17 protein-coding genes are annotated in these 16740 nt (G+C 57.5%); 13 read left to right on the top strand and 4 right to left on the bottom strand.

Going from position 1 to position 16740, the window contains the following annotated elements:
- Positions 1 to 27 precede the first annotated feature (27 nt).
- The 3 genes from der (at position 28) to ACR0AD_RS06335 (ending at position 3299) form a co-directional block, all read left to right on the top strand.
- Complete coding sequence (der, locus tag ACR0AD_RS06345; RefSeq protein WP_480480322.1) at positions 28 to 1491, top strand: ribosome biogenesis GTPase Der; 1464 nt, start codon at positions 28 to 30, stop codon at positions 1489 to 1491.
- Between the two features lie 165 nt (positions 1492 to 1656).
- A complete protein-coding gene (locus ACR0AD_RS06340; RefSeq protein ID WP_480480324.1) occupies positions 1657 to 2640 on the top strand; it encodes a fatty acid desaturase in 984 nt (327 codons plus the stop codon).
- Between the two features lie 92 nt (positions 2641 to 2732).
- A complete protein-coding gene (locus tag ACR0AD_RS06335) occupies positions 2733 to 3299 on the top strand; it encodes a helix-hairpin-helix domain-containing protein (protein ID WP_480480326.1) in 567 nt (188 codons plus the stop codon).
- A 58-nt stretch (positions 3300 to 3357) separates the two neighbouring features.
- Here the strand turns inward: ACR0AD_RS06335 and serS are convergent, their stop codons facing one another.
- On the bottom strand, positions 3358 to 4650 hold the full coding sequence (serS, locus tag ACR0AD_RS06330; protein ID WP_480480328.1) for a serine--tRNA ligase: 1293 nt from the start codon (positions 4648 to 4650) through the stop codon (positions 3358 to 3360).
- 72 nt (positions 4651 to 4722) lie between these two features.
- Positions 4723 to 6387, bottom strand: coding sequence for a mechanosensitive ion channel family protein (locus ACR0AD_RS06325; protein ID WP_480485242.1), 1665 nt, complete (start codon positions 6385 to 6387; stop codon positions 4723 to 4725).
- Positions 6388 to 6588: 201 nt separating this feature from the next.
- On the opposite strand from ACR0AD_RS06325, the gene yajC reads away from it, so the two are divergent.
- The 10 genes from yajC to ACR0AD_RS06275 all read left to right on the top strand — a co-directional run bounded on the left by yajC (position 6589) and on the right by ACR0AD_RS06275 (position 13589).
- Positions 6589 to 6876 carry a preprotein translocase subunit YajC gene (yajC, locus tag ACR0AD_RS06320; protein WP_209503494.1) on the top strand — a complete coding sequence of 96 codons (288 nt, stop codon included), beginning with the start codon at positions 6589 to 6591 and terminating at the stop codon, positions 6874 to 6876.
- 33 nt (positions 6877 to 6909) lie between these two features.
- Positions 6910 to 8571 carry a protein translocase subunit SecD gene (secD, locus tag ACR0AD_RS06315; RefSeq protein WP_480485244.1) on the top strand — a complete coding sequence of 554 codons (1662 nt, stop codon included), beginning with the start codon at positions 6910 to 6912 and terminating at the stop codon, positions 8569 to 8571.
- A 1-nt stretch (position 8572) separates the two neighbouring features.
- Complete coding sequence (gene secF, locus ACR0AD_RS06310) at positions 8573 to 9547, top strand: protein translocase subunit SecF (protein ID WP_480485245.1); 975 nt, start codon at positions 8573 to 8575, stop codon at positions 9545 to 9547.
- Positions 9540 to 10292: a sulfite exporter TauE/SafE family protein gene (locus ACR0AD_RS06305; RefSeq protein WP_480480336.1), complete on the top strand. Its 753-nt coding sequence runs from the start codon at positions 9540 to 9542 to the stop codon at positions 10290 to 10292. Before secF ends, ACR0AD_RS06305 begins: the two co-directional genes overlap by 8 nt.
- A 12-nt stretch (positions 10293 to 10304) precedes the next feature.
- Entirely contained in the window at positions 10305 to 10658 is a 354-nt protein-coding gene (locus ACR0AD_RS06300; protein ID WP_480480338.1) for an Mth938-like domain-containing protein, read from the top strand.
- A gap of 144 nt (positions 10659 to 10802) precedes the next feature.
- The gene (ccmA, locus tag ACR0AD_RS06295; RefSeq protein ID WP_480480340.1) at positions 10803 to 11417 is read left to right on the top strand and encodes a heme ABC exporter ATP-binding protein CcmA; all 615 of its coding nucleotides are present in this window, start codon (positions 10803 to 10805) and stop codon (positions 11415 to 11417) included.
- The gene (gene ccmB / locus ACR0AD_RS06290) at positions 11414 to 12070 is read left to right on the top strand and encodes a heme exporter protein CcmB (protein ID WP_480480342.1); all 657 of its coding nucleotides are present in this window, start codon (positions 11414 to 11416) and stop codon (positions 12068 to 12070) included. Before ccmA ends, ccmB begins: the two co-directional genes overlap by 4 nt.
- Before the next feature lie 61 nt (positions 12071 to 12131).
- Positions 12132 to 12905: a heme ABC transporter permease gene (locus ACR0AD_RS06285; protein ID WP_267366837.1), complete on the top strand. Its 774-nt coding sequence runs from the start codon at positions 12132 to 12134 to the stop codon at positions 12903 to 12905.
- Complete coding sequence (gene ccmD, locus ACR0AD_RS06280; RefSeq protein WP_480480344.1) at positions 12902 to 13060, top strand: heme exporter protein CcmD; 159 nt, start codon at positions 12902 to 12904, stop codon at positions 13058 to 13060. Before ACR0AD_RS06285 ends, ccmD begins: the two co-directional genes overlap by 4 nt.
- On the top strand, positions 13053 to 13589 hold the full coding sequence (locus ACR0AD_RS06275) for a DsbE family thiol:disulfide interchange protein (RefSeq protein ID WP_480485247.1): 537 nt from the start codon (positions 13053 to 13055) through the stop codon (positions 13587 to 13589). The genes ccmD and ACR0AD_RS06275 overlap by 8 nt, the downstream gene beginning before the upstream one ends.
- 18 nt (positions 13590 to 13607) lie before the next feature.
- On the opposite strand, the gene ACR0AD_RS06270 is transcribed toward ACR0AD_RS06275, so the two are convergent.
- Together ACR0AD_RS06270 and acnA are read right to left on the bottom strand one after the other, a co-directional pair.
- Positions 13608 to 13892 carry a putative quinol monooxygenase gene (locus tag ACR0AD_RS06270; protein ID WP_480480348.1) on the bottom strand — a complete coding sequence of 95 codons (285 nt, stop codon included), beginning with the start codon at positions 13890 to 13892 and terminating at the stop codon, positions 13608 to 13610.
- A gap of 126 nt (positions 13893 to 14018) precedes the next feature.
- On the bottom strand, positions 14019 to 16709 hold the full coding sequence (acnA, locus tag ACR0AD_RS06265; protein ID WP_480485249.1) for an aconitate hydratase AcnA: 2691 nt from the start codon (positions 16707 to 16709) through the stop codon (positions 14019 to 14021).
- Positions 16710 to 16740 lie beyond the last annotated feature (31 nt).

Genomic DNA, 16740 nt, shown 5'->3' with positions numbered 1-16740 from the left:
CAACTTGAGTCTTGAAAGTAGAGTATCATGTCGCTGACCCTCGCCATCGTGGGGCGCCCGAATGTGGGCAAATCCACATTGTTCAACCGCCTCGTGGGCAAACGTCTGGCCCTGGTCGACGACCAGCCTGGTGTGACGCGTGACTTGCGCGAGGGCGAAGGGCGTCTGGGCGATCTGCGCTTTACCGTAATCGACACGGCCGGGCTTGAAGACGCGACAGATGACAGTTTGCAGGGCCGGATGCGCCGCCTGACCGAGCGCGCCGTGGACATGGCCGATGTCTGCCTGTTCATGATCGACGCGCGGGTCGGGCTGACGCCCACGGATGAGATGTTTGCAGAAATCCTGCGCAAGCGGTCCAAGCACGTGATCCTTGCGGCCAACAAGGCTGAAGGCAGCGCAGCGGATGCCGGGGTGCTCGAGGCATACAATCTGGGTTTGGGTGAACCGGTGCGCATGTCGGGTGAACATGGCGAGGGGATGACCGACCTTTATGCTCAGCTGATGCCATTGGCGGATGCAGCCGAGGAAAAACAGGTCGAAGAAGCCCCGGAAACAGATATTGAGCTGGATGAAGACGGTGAGGGCGAAATGCCCCTGATCACCGCTGCCAAGCCGTTGCAGGTGGCCGTGGTCGGCCGTCCGAATGCGGGCAAGTCCACGCTGATCAACAAGATCATCGGCGAAGACCGCCTGTTGACGGGGCCCGAGGCCGGGATTACCCGTGACGCTATCAGCCTGCGGATCGATTGGGCCGACCCGGACGGAGAAAGCACTCCGATGCGGATCTTTGACACGGCGGGAATGCGCAAGAAAGCAAAGGTACAGGAAAAGCTTGAAAAGCTTTCGGTGTCAGACGGTCTGCGCGCGGTGAAGTTCGCCGAGGTTGTCGTCGTACTGCTGGACGCGGCCATTCCGTTTGAACAACAGGACCTGAGAATTGCCGACTTGGCCGAACGTGAAGGCCGGGCTGTTGTTGTTGCTGTAAACAAGTGGGACGTCGAGGAAAACAAGCAGGAAAAGCTGCGGGAGCTGAAAGAAGCCTTTGATCGCTTGCTGCCGCAGCTGCGCGGTGCCCCTCTGGTTACCGTCTCGGCGAAAACGGGCCGCGGGCTTGAGAGATTGCGCGCCGCCATCCTGCGCGCCCATGATGTCTGGAACCGCCGTGTGCCAACCGCGGCGTTGAACCGGTGGCTGACTGCCATGCTGGAACAACACCCGCCGCCGGCCCCGCAGGGCCGCCGCATCAAGCTGCGCTATATGACCCAGGCGAAAACGCGGCCGCCGGGTTTTGTTGTGATGTGTTCTCATCCCGATAAGATGCCCGAAAGCTATACCCGCTATCTGGTCAACGGGCTGCGTCAGGACTTTGACATGCCTGGCACCCCAATCCGTCTGACGCTGCGCGGGCAGGGTGACAAGAACCCATATAAGGGGAGGCGCAAGAAGAATGCGGGCGCCTTGGCCAAGCATCTCAAAGGCCGCGCGTAACTGCGCCAATTTTCAGCATCTTACCTCACGGGGGCGTGACAGTTTCTGTTCACCACGCTAGCATTCATGCGTGTGCATTTGTTTGGGCACGCACTGCTTGCACGCGGACTAGCCGCACCTAGATTTGAACAGAAAACTGAACGGCCATCGTAAGGAGACGGCTGGATGGATTTGAGGGAATATACAAGACATTACGCGGTGCAGGACAACAGATTGGCCGCGGCAAGTTATTTTGGCACATTTGCGGTGTATTTCGCGTCGCTGACCGTTGCGATCACATTTGTTGATCGATGGTACATCATGATACCCGCCGGGATCGTGTTCGCCTTTGCCGCAGTACGGCTTTATGTGCTGCAACATGATTGCGGGCACCACTCTCTGTTCGAGACACGTATGCAAAACGAATGGGCAGGGCATGGCCTGTCTCCCTTCACTTTCGCCCCGTTCGAGGTGATGAAACAGAACCACAATTTGCACCATGCGGGCATCGGAAATCTTGAGCACCGCGAGACAGGTGAAATTCACACGATGACCCTGCGAGAGTGGAATGCAGCTGATTGGAAAACACGTTTGTTTTACCGGCTGTATCGCAATCCGTTCATCCTGGTTCCGGCCGGCGCGTTGTTCACCTATTTCATCCGATACCGCTGGCCCAAGAATACGGCGCGTTTTGGCGCCAAAGGTGTGGTGTTGCACAACCTGTCGATCGTTGTTTTTCTTGGATTGTTGTATCTGATCGCGGGTATGACGGGCATTTGGGTCTGGCTGGTGTTTTCCTTTTTGGGTGGAATGCTGGGCGTCTTCCTCGTTTATCTTCAGCACAATTTCGAAGACACCTATTGGGATCGCCGCCCCGATTTGAACCCTCAGACAGCAGCGCTTGAGGGGTCATCCGCGCTGGATTTCGGATGGTGGTTCGATATGGCTGTGGCTTGCATCACGTTGCATGACATCCACCATTTCAACGCGCGTATCCCATCATATCGCCTGCGTGCCTGCCACTATAACCTGCCGCCGGAATATACCCCCCGCCGGATCAAATTTCCCGAGGCCGTGGCAGCATTGAACCTGAAGCTATGGGACGAAAATGCCAAGCGCCTCGTACCCTTTCCGAGAGACAACCGAACCGCTGGTCTTGCTCATAACTAAGCTGGCAGAACAGAGGCGACCACCACACAGCTTGCGGGCTCGTGTATCTTTTGTATATACGAGTCGGTAACGAGACAGAGAGAGGACCTATAATGACCGCAGTGACCGACATAAAAGGTGTAGGAGAGGCACTTGGCCAGGCCCTTGTTGCCAATGGCTTCAAGACGGCCGAGGCGATAGCCAAGGCCACTCCTGCTGATTTGGTCAAGGTCCCTCGGATCGGTGAGGCGCGCGCGCTGGTTTTGATTGCATCTGCCAAAGATGCCGTTGCTGCAAAACCGCCTGCTGCGAAACCGGCAACACGCCGAACTGCGGCCCGGACGCCCGCGACGCGCAGACCGACCGCACGCAAAGCCGCACCCCGCAAAACAATCGCCGCAGCCGCAGCCGAGAAACGGGTCGAGGAAGCCGCACGCAAGGCGGCAGAAGAAAAAGCAGCCGCCGAAAAAGCCGAGGCTGCTGAAAAGAAAAAGGCCAAAGCCAAGGCTAAGGCCGAAAAAGCCGCGAAGAAGCGCAAAGAGATGGAAGCCGCCTTTTCCAAGGCCAAAGACAAGGTGAAAGCCAAGTCCAAAAAGGACAAAAAGTCAAAAAAGGACGGAAAAAAGAAAGACGGCAAGATAGGCGGAAAGAAGAAGGACAAGAAAAAAGCGAAGAAGTAAAACCTCTTCGCCTTCAGTTGATGTCCTAACCGGTGCCTGACGGTGCCGGTTTTGTGTGTCAGGCCAAAGTACCGTCAAGTTGCAGGGTCAGCTTGCCGCCCAGATAGGGGCCAAGTACCTCGGGCAGCGAAACAGTGCCGTCTTCATTCTGCCCATTCTCCAGAACTGCGATCAGACAACGCCCGACAGCCAGACCGGAACCGTTCAGAGTATGAACAAATTCGGGTTTGCCACCACTTTCAGGCCGGAAACGGGCATTCATCCGACGCGCCTGAAACGCACCTGTGGTCGAGACCGAGCTGATCTCGCGATAGGTGTCCTGTCCGGGCAGCCACGCTTCGATGTCATAGGTGCGGCGCGCGCCAAAGCCCATATCACCGGTGCACAAAACAACAGTGCGATAGGGGATACCCAGCTGTTCCAGCAGATCCTCGGCGCAGCGCAACATGCGCTTTTGTTCGTCATCTGACGCGTCGGGATGGGTGATCGAGACCATCTCGACCTTTTCGAACTGGTGCTGGCGCAGCATTCCTGCAGTGTCCTTGCCCGCGCTTCCTGCCTCGGACCTGAAACAGACGGTATGGGCGGTCATACGGATGGGCAGGGCAGACTCTTCAAGAATGTCACCGGCCACTGAATAGGTCAGCGTGACCTCGGAGGTCGGGATCAGCCACCAGCCATTGGTCGTCTGATAGCTGTCGTCACCGAATTTAGGCAGTTTATCAGTGCCATACATCGCCTCATCCCGAACCAGAACCGGTGTCTGCATTTCTGTCAGCCCGTTCTTGTCGATATGTGTGTCCAACATGAACTGGGCCAGCGCACGGTGGAGCCGGGCAACCCCCTTGGACAGGTTCACAAACCGGCTGCCGCTGGTTTTAGCGGCGGTTTCGAAATCCATTGCGGCTGCGACGGCGGGAATGTCGTAGTGCTCTTTCGGTGCAAAGCTGAAATCGCGCGGGGTGCCCCAGCGGTTGGCTTCGACATTGTCGTTTTCGTCCGCGCCTTGCGGTACGTCATCGGCGGGCAGGTTGGCGATGCGGGCCAGTTGATCGGTTAGCAAGGCATCCAGATCCTTGGCCTCGGTCTGCATCCGGGCGACTTCGGCCTTTTTCTCGGCGACCAGCGCGCGCAGGCGTTCGAATTCAGCCTCGTCGCCGCGCCCTTTGGCTGCACCGACTTCCTTGCTGGCCTTGTTTTGTTCGGCCTGTGCGGTTTCGGCAGCCAGAATCTTGGCACGCCGGCTTTCGTCCAGCCTCAGCAGATCTGACGACACCGGCGCGTCCCCACGGCGCGCTAAGGCGGCGTCGAAAGCGGCAGGGTTTTCGCGAATGGCGCGGATGTCGTGCATGTCTCAGATCCTTGAATGCGTGAATCACTGAACCCGCTTATGCACCATCTGCGGGGCAGGGTGTAGCACCGGTTACGTCTTATCAGCGTCTTCGTGGGTTTCATGCGCCAGATGGCCCTCCCATGCCCCGGCCGGTATTTTAGGCTCAGGCGGGTCAGCCACATAAGAAGGCGTCATGATCTGCACATTGTTTTCGTTAAATACCGCAACAATGTTTCGATGCAGGTCCGAACGGATTTTGGGAATGATGCTGCCGCGGGTGGTATAGCCGTTGATCTGATAGTTGATCGCGTAGTCGGCCAACGCCGTCCACAGCACAAAAGGTTCAGGATTGGCCTTGATACCTTTGGTGCGGTTGGCGGCCTCAATCAGCATCGCCTCAACCTTTTCAGGGGGTTCTTCGTAGCCGATGCCAACGGTCGTGTGCAGCAACAGCCCGTTACCATCAGTTTTCTTCGAAAAGTTCACGACATCTGAATTCATCAACTGTGCATTGGGGATTGAAATCAGTTCGTTCTTGATCGACTTAAGATGGGTCTCCATCAGTTTGATCTGAACGACATCGCCGATATGGTCTCCGATTTGGATACGGTCGCCGATTGAGGTAGACCTGCGGTAAATCACAAACAGCCCGGCCAGCATGTTGGACACGACTGAATTCGCGCCCAAAGACAGCATGGCGCCGACCAGAAGGGTTAACCCCTGGAACGCGGCCGAGTCTGAGCCCGGAATATAGGGAACCGCAAAAACCAGCGCGATCAGAATAACGACGACACGGGCAATGTTGAACGTCGGGTTGACCCAGTGTTTTTCGAAATCACCCATTTCGAACGAACCGGCTTCGACCGCATCAAAGAACACGCGCAGACCTTTGATGATATACAGCGTGACCCATGTGATCAGGCCCAGCATAATCAGATTGGGGATATAGCTGAGGATGCCCCGGAAGATAAGCAGCACCGGCTCGGTCAGATAGGTTAGCAGAAGCTGTGCGAAATATCTGGTTTCCGCAAAAGCCAAAAGAACAAAGGACAGGTAATAGTAGAAACCGAGAAAGAAGATGATCAGCAGCACGAAGTTCAGACCATAGCGGATAAGGGCCGCGATTGCTTCGGCCTGAACGCTTTTGGCTGTCGCCGTTTCGACATCCTTTAAGTAGCGTTTTACCAGCTTCAATGTGCGACGCCTGATCCGACGGTGCAGCCACAGGATTGTGACAACAAACAGGGCAAATCCCAACGTCCAGGCAGCCGCTTCGATAGCACCGGAAACGCGCGCCTGATCGGTTCGGTTGGCTCGATACGCCTCAATGGATTGTTTGATCGCATTGCCATGCAAAACGCTCAGAACACTTAGTTCCATCTGATCCAGTTCAGAGTCAGCTTTAGTAACGATCGAGATTCTTTGGCCATCGGCCAGAATCCAGATGCCAAATTCGGTCTCTTCATATGTGATCTCGACCAAAGGTGCTTCCGACGCTTCCGCAACCGCAATGATCTTGTTCTGTACGTCCTCGGCGCGCTCCGGAGCAGGCAGAGCGCTTGATCCTCGCACCTGAAACAGAACGTCCCCGTCCACGATGACCGGGGCCATGAACGTGTCCGATTCCGAAGTCTCGGACAGGGGCGATTCAGCGGGTGCTTCCTGCGACAAGGCCGCACCAGACAGCCACACGCTCACCGACAGGGCAGTCAGTAAATAAAGCAACGAAAGGAAAGGCTTGAGTGGCCGTGTCATGTGTCCCCCTTCAGATAAACTATACCCGGTTTCGGTTATGTTCCTAGGACATATCTGCAACGCTTTGCCCGTAGTTGCCGGGACATGCCTGTATTCAAGTGGGTTACATGACCGCCTTTGCTTGCAAACCGACATTTCAAAGCATAGGTTCCGCCCAAATTTGCGGAACTGTGCCGCAAGACTAGAACAAAGGAATGTCCCATGGATGGTGGCGCAATCGCCCAGTTTCTCCCGCTGATCCTGATCTTCGCGATCATGTATTTCCTGCTGATCCGTCCGCAGCAAAAGAAGATGAAGGAACATCAGGCCATGGTTGATGCCGTGCGTCGGGGTGATCAGGTGATCACGCAAGGCGGCGTGATCGGCAAGGTATCGAAGGTCAAGGAAGGCGATAACGAGATCGAGGTCGAAATCGCCGAGGGCGTCAAGATTCGCGTGGTCAAATCGACCATCGCCCAGGTTCTTAACAAGACCGAGCCGGCGAAGTAACTTCGCGCGACAATTCCTTGAAAAGGCAGGGTAATGCTGCAATTTGATACCTGGAAGCGGGTTCTGATCTGGCTGGTCTGCGTGACCGGTCTGCTCATGGCCCTGCCAAACGCGTTTTACACGCGGGTCGAGCAATCCAACGACGCCAAGGCTGCGATCGAGCTGGGCAATGACACGCCGCAGATACAGGCTGAAGCCGCGCAATGGCCGAACTGGCTGCCGTCATCCCTGGTCAATCTTGGCCTCGACCTGCGCGGCGGTGCGCATCTGCTGGCTGAAGTTCAGGTGCAGGACGTCTACGAATCCCGGATGGAGGCGATGTGGCCGGAAATCCGCGACGCGCTGCGCGATGAACGTGCCACGGTGGGAACCATCCGCCGTCAGGACTCGGCCGCGGATGAGATTCGCGTGCGCATCAGCCAGCCCGAAGGAATGCCACAGGCGTTGGAGGTTGTTCGCGGTCTGGCCCGGCAGGTGCAGACACTGACAGGTGTAGGTGCCACAGATATCGAAGCCCGTGCGGATGGCGACACGATTGTTGTTCAACTGTCCGAGGCAGAAAAACTGGCCTCGGATGATCGCACGGTGCGTCAGGCGCTGGAAATCATCCGCCGCCGGATCGACGAAGTCGGTACGCGAGAGCCCACAATCCAGCGCCAGGGGACGGATCGAATCCTGATTCAGGTGCCGGGTATCGGCAGTGCGGGCGAACTTAAGGAAATCATCGGAACAACAGCACAGTTGACGTTTAATCCGGTTGTCGGGCGCGGAACCGATCCGGATGCCGTCGCAGGCGTCGGTGAAAAAATCGTGCCGTCGATTGACGAAAACGAAGTTTATTACAACATCGAATCCGCTCCGGTCGTGACAGGAGAGGAACTGGTCGACGCCCAGCCGTCCTTCGATCAGAACGGCCGCCCTGCGGTCAACTTCCGGTTCAACACATCCGGTGCGCGCAAGTTCGGGGATTATACCCGTGACAACATCGGCGCACCCTTTGCCATCGTGCTGGATGACGAAGTGATCTCGGCCCCCGTGATCCAAAGCCATATCCCGGGCGGGTCGGGCATCATCACCGGTAACTTCACCGTTGAGGAAAGCACCAATCTGGCCGTCCTGCTGCGTGCCGGTGCTTTGCCTGCAGGGCTAGAATTCCTGGAAGAACGCACCATCGGCCCCGAACTGGGGCAGGACAGTATCGACGCAGGTAAAGTTGCCACAATCGTGGCCTTTATCGCGGTGCTGGTATTCATGGCGCTCAGCTATGGCCTGTTCGGTGTCTTCGCCAATATCGCGCTGATCATCAACGTGGGCCTGTTGTTCGGCTTGCTGTCCCTGATCGGCGCAACCCTGACTCTGCCGGGGATTGCGGGGATCGTTCTGACGGTCGGTATGGCAGTGGATGCCAACGTGCTGATCTTTGAGCGCATCCGCGAAGAACTGAAATCCGCCAGAGGTCCCGCCCGCGCCATCGATCTGGGCTATGAAAAGGCGTTGTCGGCCATTCTGGACGCCAACATAACCACCTTCATCACCGCCGTTATCCTGTTTGCCATGGGCAGTGGTCCTGTGCGCGGGTTCGCGATCACTCTGGGCCTGGGTATCCTGACATCGGTCTTCACCGCGATCTTCGTGACGCGCCTGATGGTTGTCATGTGGTTCGAACGCCGCCGACCGAAAACGATCGAGGTTTGACATGAGACTGAAACTCGTACCGCAGAACACCTCGTTCGACTTCTTCAGTCGTTGGAAAATCTGGCTTGGAATCTCCGGCCTGATGATGGTGATTGCGTTCACCTCATTTCTGCTGCAGGGGCTGAACTTCGGCATCGATTTCCGCGGTGGAACCACGATCCGGACCCAAAGCAATCATGCAATCGACGTGGGTGTATACCGCGATGCTTTGTCTCCGCTGCAACTGGGTGACGTCACCATCACCGAGATTTTTGATCCAAGCTTCGGTCCCGATGAAAATGTCGCGATGATCCGTATTCAGGCTCAGGAAGACGCCGAAGCGGTCACCGCAGATGTGATCACCCAGGTCGGCGAAGCGCTGGCTGCCGCAGACCCCGGACTAAAACTGCCCTTTGAAAGCGTCGAATCCGTTGGCCCAAAAGTGTCGGGCGAGCTGATCCAGACTGCTGTTATCGCGGTTGTCTTGGCCATCGGCGCCGTTCTTGTCTACATTTGGCTGCGCTTTGAATGGCAGTTTGCACTGGGGGCAGTTGCCGCATTGGTGCACGATGTGATCCTGACCATCGGCATCTTCTCGGAACTGCAAATCCGCTTCGATCTGGCGATCATCGCGGCGCTGCTGACCATCGTCGGCTATTCGCTGAACGACACGGTTGTCGTCTTCGACCGGGTGCGCGAGAATCTGCGGAAATACAAAAAGAAGGACCTGAAAGAGGTTCTGAACGTATCGATCAACGAAACCCTGAGCCGAACGGTGATGACCTCGGTCACAACTTTACTGGCGCTGATCTCGCTTTATCTGCTGGGTGGGGACGTCATCCGCGGATTTGTCTTCGCGATGATCTGGGGTGTCGTTGTCGGGACCTATTCGTCGGTCTTCGTGGCCTCAACCATCCTGCTGTGGCTGGGGGTCAAGCGCGACTGGTCCAAACCGTCGAATACGGCGGGCAACCAGTTTGCCAATATTGATGCCTGAGGCTCTACAACAGGCCTTGGCCCTGCCGGGCCTCACTTGGCTGATCCTTACCATCGGAGCCGCGGGACTTGTCCGCGGCTTCACAGGTTTTGGCACCGCGATGATCTTTGTGCCGGTGGCGACCCAGTTCCTGCCTATTGCAGAAGTGGTCTTTCTGATGGCCGCCACCGGTATTGCATCAACCTTTGCCTTGGCTCCGCAGGCGTGGCGGGATTGTGACAAGGTCGAAATCAGCACTCTGGGCTTTGCCGCAACGATAACCGTGCCGCTGGGGCTGTGGATCATGGTGCAGGTGGACTCGGTTGCGCTGCGCTGGGTTGTTTGCGGCATTACCGGTCTGACCCTGCTGGCCGTGGTTACTGGCTGGCGGTGGGAGGGTAAACTGGGACTGCCCGGACGTCTCGCCATCGGCGGTAGCGCAGGCGTTGTCGGCGGCATGACCGGGCTGACCGGCCCGGTTGTCATCGTGTTCTATCTGGCCAGTTCCACAGATGTGCGCAAGATTCGTGCCAACACCATCATTTTTCTGGCATTGCTCGACGTTGTCATCGTTTTCAACATCCTCATCAGCGGTGCCGCAGATTTGTCGATCCTATGGATTGTCCTGCTGCTGTGTGTGCCTTATCTGATCACTACGCTTATCGGCAAAGCATTGTTCGACCCGAAACTGGAACGGATCTACCGCCTCGCGGCCTATTCGGTCATCCTGATTGCGGTCATTTCCGGACTGCCGCTTCTGGATTGAAGAAGGGACATCATGCGTCTGAATCAGATTACTTTTACAGATGCCAAACCCATAGACGGTTATGGCCCCGGTTTTTTTCGAATTGGCGGCGATGTCTTCCACGGCGCTGTCCTGACAGGCCCGGCAGGCCCGGCAGAGTGGGGCGGCTATGACGACCGACACCCCCTTCTGGACCTGGCGGGCAGGATCGACGTCCTGCTTATCGGCACGGGCGCAGACATGGCCCACATCCCCCAATCGCTACGGGTTGAGTTGGAAAATGTCGGACTTGGTGTTGAAATCATGAACTCCCCCGCCGCCTGCCGCACCTACAATGTGCTGCTCGCCGAAGGTCGCCGCATCGCACTTGCCCTGATCCCTGTCTGACGGGATTCTCTTCATCTGGCCAAAAATATCCCGGGGAGTGTGAGGGGCTGGCCCCTCACTCCGACATGTGCCAGCTGTGGTGCGCTGGCATCCTGCGGCAAATCTCGCCTTTTGCCCCTGCGGACAATCCGCTAAGCGGGTCTCATGACTTTGACTGTAACAGATCTGTCGATCACACGTGGCGGTGTTCCCGTCCTTGAGGGCCTCAGCTTTCAGCTGTCGCCGGGCAAGGCTCTGATCCTGCGGGGCCCAAACGGGATCGGCAAAACGACGCTTCTGCGCACGTTGGCTGGCTTGCAGCCTCCGCTGGAAGGCAAGATCGAAGGGGCCGAGGACCGGATCGCCTACGCGTCCCATTCGGACGGGCTCAAACCGACATTGTCGGTGACTGAAAACCTGACATTCTGGGCAGCGGTCTTTGGTACATATGACATCCAGCCGGCGCTGGACGCTTTTGAGTTGAACGAACTCGCCGACCGTCACGCCGGCAATCTGTCGGCGGGCCAGAAACGGCGGTTGGGGCTGGCGCGGATGCTGGTCACAGGGCGGCCAATCTGGATGCTGGACGAACCGACCGTCTCGCTGGACAGGAACGCGGTGCAAATGTTTGCCGATGCGGTGGGGGCACATCTGGGGCAGGGCGGGTCAGCCCTGATCGCGACCCATATCGACCTTGGCCTTGATGGCGAGGTTCTGGACGTCGGTCCTAACAAGGCCAAACCCAAACCCATCGACGATTTCGACGGAGGTTTCCTGTGATCGCCCTGTTGCTGCGCGACCTGAAACTGGCTTTCCGCGCAGGCGGCGGGTTTGGGCTGGGTCTGGCCTTTTTCCTGATCGTGACTGTGATGGTGCCATTTGCCGTGGGGCCGCAATCCTCGCTGCTGTCCACGATTGCGCCCGGTGTGCTCTGGCTGGGGGCCTTGCTGGCCTGCCTTCTGTCGCTTGACCGCCTGCTGGCACTGGACTGGGAAGACGGCTCGCTCGACCTGCTGGCCACGGCACCGCTGCCGCTTGAATCGGTTGTCACAGTCAAGGCGCTGGCCCACTGGCTGACCACTGGTCTGCCGCTGGTTCTGGCCGCGCCGTTTCTGGGTGTCTTGCTGAACCTGCCGCTACCGGGGTTTTTCTGGCTGGTGATCTCGCTCCTGATCGGTACCCCGGCCATGAGCGTCATCGGGACATTTGGTGCTGCGCTCACCGTTGGTCTGAAACGTGGCGGGCTATTGCTGTCGCTTCTGGTGTTGCCGCTTTACGTCCCCACCCTGATTTTCGGGGCCGAAGTTGCCCGGCGTGGAGCAACAGGGATGGAGGTGCAGACGCCACTGCTGATGCTGGCCGGGATCACGGCGGCAACCATCGCATTGTTGCCCTTTGCCAGCGCTGCCGTGCTACGTATCAATCTGCGGTGAACCGCGACAAGTTTGATGGATGTCAATTGAGAACCACCCCAACTCGGACTAGATAGGGCCCATGTCAATCGCAGCCAAAGCCAACGCCCTCTGGGAATATGCCAACCCGCGCAAGTTTCTTGAAACCAGCGAACGGGTCCTGCCGTTTTTCTGGATCGTCTCGATCCTCTGCATCGTTGTCGGTCTGACCTGGGGCTTTTTCTTTACACCGGACGACTACAAGCAGGGGTCGACGGTCAAGATCATCTATTTGCATGTTCCGGCGGCCCTGATGGCGATCAATTGCTGGCTGATGATGCTGGCCACCTCATTGGTCTGGCTGGTGCGTCGCCACCATGTCAGCGCGCTTGCGGCACGGGCTGCTGCACCGATCGGGATTGTAATGACCCTGATTGCGCTGCTGACCGGGGCCATCTGGGGACAGCCCATGTGGGGCACATGGTGGGCCTGGGATCCGCGCCTGACATCGTTTCTGATCCTGTTTCTGTTCTACCTTGGCTATGTCGCCTTGTGGGAAGCTATTGAGGACCCTGATACCGCAGCTGATCTGACCTCGGTTCTGTGTCTTGTTGGGTCGGTCTTTGCGATCCTCAGCCGGTATGCGGTGAATTTCTGGAATCAGGGCCTGCATCAGGGCGCATCGGTCATGCGGGCCGGGGCCGTTACCGGGGCGGATACGGAAGAGAAAGTCAGCAACGTCTTTTTCTACCCCCTGCTGGCCTGCATCATCGGATTTGTTCTGCTGTTCATCGCCTTGGTGTTGTACCGCACCGGAACGGAAATTCGCGCCCGTCGTATCAAGGCGTTACAGGCACGGGAAAGGGTGGGCGGATGATCCCCGATCTTGGAAAATATGCAGACGCTGTTTTGTCGTCTTATGCCGTTTCCATTGCCCTTATCGTGGTACTGGTTGCGTTCAGCGTGATGCGCGGGCGCAAGGTGCGTGCGGAAATGGAAAAGGTCGAACAGAGGATGTCGCGCAATGGCTAAAATCTCGCCCCTGATGATTGCGCCACCTCTGATATTTGGCGCATTCGCGGTTCTCGCAGGCATCGGCATGTTTCGCGAAGATCCCAACGCTTTGCCCTCGGCCCGCGAAGGCCAACCGGCGCCGCCCGTGGTTCTAACCGAGTTTCCGGGAAAGACCCTTTTCGACGACGAAACGCTGTGGGACGGAGAGGTCAAGCTGGTCAACTATTGGGCCAGCTGGTGCGCCCCATGCCGCGTCGAGCACCCCAATCTCGAAGCGCTGGCAGCTGAAGGCATCCCTGTTTATGGCATCAACTACAAAGACAAGCTGAGCAGTGCCGAGGCTTTTCTGGCTGATCTTGGCGATCCTTACGTCGCCATGGGCCGCGACGAACAGGGCCGCATGGCAATTGATTGGGGTTTGTACGGTGTTCCCGAGACCTACGTGATCGACGGTGATGGAACGATCATTCTGCGCTTTGCAGGCCCGATCACGCAACGTGTCATCGAAAGCACCATCCGGCCTGCGCTTGAGAAAGCGGCTGAGTAGGGCCTTTCAACCTCTGGTTCAGGCGAGCTGGTAGGTTTGGAAATCCTGCTCGACCTCAAGAAACTCGTTGATTCGCAGAAAATCGCCTTTGTCGGCACGCCAGTTCAGGTAGGCTTCAAGCGCGTCGGGGTTTTCCCAGATGTGAACAACGACTTGTTCGTTGTTTGCGGGCGAGAGCAGAAGATAAGCGGCACGACATCCGGGGAATTTTCGGGTTTCGGCAACCAGATCCCCGATCAGTTTGGCAAGCGCCGCGAATTTCCCCGGCAGGGGCGTGGATTTGACAATGACGACTTCCTGCATACGCGTCTCCGGTTTTTGTAGCAGGGTCAAGGAATCCACTTAAAAATGCGTGAACGGGATACTGAAATACAGAAAAGGAAAGAGCGCCCCGCAGGCGCCCTTGTCATTTGTCCAGACTGGTCAGGCTTAGTTGGCCTTCGCCAGATTCCTCAGCACGTAATGCAGCACACCGCCGTTTTCGATGTATTCGATCTCAGGCGCGGTATCGATCCGGCATTTCAACTGGATGGTTGTCTCAGCCCCGTCTGCATAGGTGATGGTGCAGGGCACGACCTGCAGCGGCTCGACCGTATCCAGCCCATGGATCGAGACGGTTTCGTCCCCCTTCAGACCCAGGGTTTTGCGGGTATCTCCACCGGTGAATTCGAACGGGATCACGCCCATGCCGACCAAATTGGACCGGTGGATTCGCTCAAAGCTTTCTGCAATCACGGCTTTGACGCCCAGCAGTGCGGTGCCCTTGGCCGCCCAGTCGCGGCTTGAGCCTGCGCCGTATTGTTCGCCACCAAACACGACTAGCGGAGTGCCATTGGCCTGATAGGCCATCGAGGCATCGTAGATCGAAGTCTGTTCACCATCCGGACCTTTGGTATATCCGCCTTCAACTCCGTCCAACATCTCGTTCTTGATGCGGATATTGGCAAAGGTACCGCGCATCATGACTTCGTGATTGCCCCGTCGCGAGCCGTATGAGTTGAATTCACGTGGCTGAACCTGACGGTCGGTCAGATATTTGCCAGCCGGCGTCGTGGTTGCGAATGATCCCGCAGGTGAGATGTGGTCGGTGGTCACCATGTCGCCCAGAATGGCCAGAACCTTGGCGCCTTCGATGTTCGAGATCGTGCCCGGTTCCGCCCCCATACCCTGGAAATAGGGCGGGTTCTGGATGTAGGTCGACGTTGGCGGCCAGTCATAGGTTTCCTGTTGCGGAACCTCGACGCTTTGCCATTTCTCATCCCCTTTGAAGACATCCGCATATTTCGACTGGAACGCTTCGCGGGTTACGGTTGCTTCGACCAGTTCCGCGATTTCGCTTTGGGTTGGCCAGATGTCCTTCATGAAGACGTCGTTGCCATCCTTGTCCTGACCGATGGGCTCGGACGTCAGATCGATGTCGAGTGTACCTGCCAGTGCATAGACAACAACCAACGGCGGCGAAGCCAGGTAGTTGGCGCGGACATCCGGTGAGATACGGCCTTCGAAGTTCCGGTTGCCGGACAGAACCGACGTGGCGACCAGATCGCCCTCGGCAATGGCTTCCGAGATTTCTTTCTGGATCGGGCCCGAGTTGCCGATGCAGGTGGTGCAGCCGTACCCAACAAGGTTGAAACCGACCTTGTCCAGATCTTCTTGCAGTCCAGCGGCCTCAAGATAAGCAGATACAACCTGCGAACCGGGTGCCAGCGAGGTTTTGACCCAAGGTTTGCGGTTCAGACCCAGAGCTGCGGCTTTGCGAGCCACAAGGCCTGCACCGATCATCACGTAAGGGTTCGACGTGTTGGTGCAGGAGGTGATCGAAGCAATTACAACCTTGCCCGACTCCATGGTGTAGTCTTCGCCCTTGACGGCGACTTCCTTGCCCATGGGGCGCTTGAAGGTCTCTTCCATTTCCTTGGTGAAAGCGGCCTTGGCGTCGGTCAGCGCGACGTAGTCCTGCGGGCGTTTCGGGCCTGAAATTGCAGGAACGATTGTGCCCATGTCCAGTGACAGAGTGTCAGTGTAGATCGGCGCATAATCCGGGCCTCTCCAGAACCCGTTTTCCTTGGCATAGGCTTCGACCAGCGCGATGCGGTCTTCGTCGCGGCCGGTGTTGCGCATGTAGCGCAGGGTTTCTCCGTCGATCGGGAAGAAGCCGCATGTCGCTCCGTATTCCGGCGCCATATTGGCGATGGTTGCACGGTCAGCCAGCGGCAGGCGGTCCAGCCCCTCGCCATAGAATTCGACGAATTTGCCCACCACGCCCTTGGCACGCAGCATTTCGACAACTTTCAGAACAAGGTCTGTACCGGTGGTGCCTTCGACCATCGAGCCGGTTAACTCAAAACCGATCACCTCAGGGATCAGCATCGAGATCGGCTGACCCAGCATTGCGGCTTCGGCCTCGATCCCGCCAACGCCCCACCCCAGAACGGCCATGCCGTTGACCATGGTGGTGTGGCTGTCGGTGCCAACCAGTGTGTCGGGATAGGCAACTTCTTCGCCGTTCTGATCGGTGTCAGTCCAGACAGTCTGTGCCAGATATTCCAGGTTCACCTGATGACAGATACCGGTGCCGGGAGGCACAACGCGGAAATTGTTGAACGCGTTCTGACCCCATTTCAGGAACTGATAGCGTTCCATGTTGCGCTCGTATTCGCGGTCGACGTTCATCTGGAACGCACGCGGGTTACCGAACTCGTCGATCATGACCGAGTGGTCGATAACCAGATCGACCGGGTTCAGCGGGTTGATCTTCTGTGCGTCACCGCCCAGGCCTTTGATCCCGTCGCGCATGGCGGCCAGATCGACCACCGCAGGAACACCGGTAAAGTCCTGCATCAGCACGCGGGCAGGGCGGTACGCAATCTCGCGCGGGTTCTTGCCGCCATTGGCACCCCATTCGGCAAATGCTTTGATGTCATCGACCGAGACCGAAAAGCCGCTGTCTTCAAATCGGAGCATGTTTTCCAGCACGACTTTCAGCGCGGCAGGAAGGTTGGAAAAATCACCCAAACCGGCCTGCTGCGCGGCGGGGATCGAATAGTAGGAAATGGATTTGCCATTCACGTTCAGGCTGCGGCGTGTCTTGGCGGTATCCTGTCCGACTTTAATGGGCATCGGGTGGCCTCCCTTCTCAAATGACTTGGAT

The sequence above is a fragment of the Ruegeria sp. BH8 genome (assembly GCF_056538065.1).
The sequence above is the reverse complement of the archived record's forward strand: the minus strand, read 5'-3'. Positions and strand labels throughout refer to the sequence as shown.

Excerpts from the sequence above, each read along its gene's own strand:
- der (WP_480480322.1), top strand. The coding sequence starts at position 28 with ATGTCGCTGACCCTCGCCATCGTGGGGCGCCCGAATGTGGGCAAATCC.
- ACR0AD_RS06340 (WP_480480324.1), top strand. The coding sequence starts at position 1,657 with ATGGATTTGAGGGAATATACAAGACATTACGCGGTGCAGGACAACAGA.
- ACR0AD_RS06335 (WP_480480326.1), top strand. The coding sequence starts at position 2,733 with ATGACCGCAGTGACCGACATAAAAGGTGTAGGAGAGGCACTTGGCCAG.
- serS (WP_480480328.1), bottom strand. The coding sequence starts at position 4,650 with ATGCACGACATCCGCGCCATTCGCGAAAACCCTGCCGCTTTCGACGCC.
- ACR0AD_RS06325 (WP_480485242.1), bottom strand. The coding sequence starts at position 6,387 with ATGACACGGCCACTCAAGCCTTTCCTTTCGTTGCTTTATTTACTGACT.
- yajC (WP_209503494.1), top strand. The coding sequence starts at position 6,589 with ATGGATGGTGGCGCAATCGCCCAGTTTCTCCCGCTGATCCTGATCTTC.
- secD (WP_480485244.1), top strand. The coding sequence starts at position 6,910 with ATGCTGCAATTTGATACCTGGAAGCGGGTTCTGATCTGGCTGGTCTGC.
- secF (WP_480485245.1), top strand. The coding sequence starts at position 8,573 with ATGAGACTGAAACTCGTACCGCAGAACACCTCGTTCGACTTCTTCAGT.
- ACR0AD_RS06305 (WP_480480336.1), top strand. The coding sequence starts at position 9,540 with ATGCCTGAGGCTCTACAACAGGCCTTGGCCCTGCCGGGCCTCACTTGG.
- ACR0AD_RS06300 (WP_480480338.1), top strand. The coding sequence starts at position 10,305 with ATGCGTCTGAATCAGATTACTTTTACAGATGCCAAACCCATAGACGGT.
- ccmA (WP_480480340.1), top strand. The coding sequence starts at position 10,803 with ATGACTTTGACTGTAACAGATCTGTCGATCACACGTGGCGGTGTTCCC.
- ACR0AD_RS06285 (WP_267366837.1), top strand. The coding sequence starts at position 12,132 with ATGTCAATCGCAGCCAAAGCCAACGCCCTCTGGGAATATGCCAACCCG.
- ccmD (WP_480480344.1), top strand. The coding sequence starts at position 12,902 with ATGATCCCCGATCTTGGAAAATATGCAGACGCTGTTTTGTCGTCTTAT.
- ACR0AD_RS06275 (WP_480485247.1), top strand. The coding sequence starts at position 13,053 with ATGGCTAAAATCTCGCCCCTGATGATTGCGCCACCTCTGATATTTGGC.
- ACR0AD_RS06270 (WP_480480348.1), bottom strand. The coding sequence starts at position 13,892 with ATGCAGGAAGTCGTCATTGTCAAATCCACGCCCCTGCCGGGGAAATTC.
- acnA (WP_480485249.1), bottom strand. The coding sequence starts at position 16,709 with ATGCCCATTAAAGTCGGACAGGATACCGCCAAGACACGCCGCAGCCTG.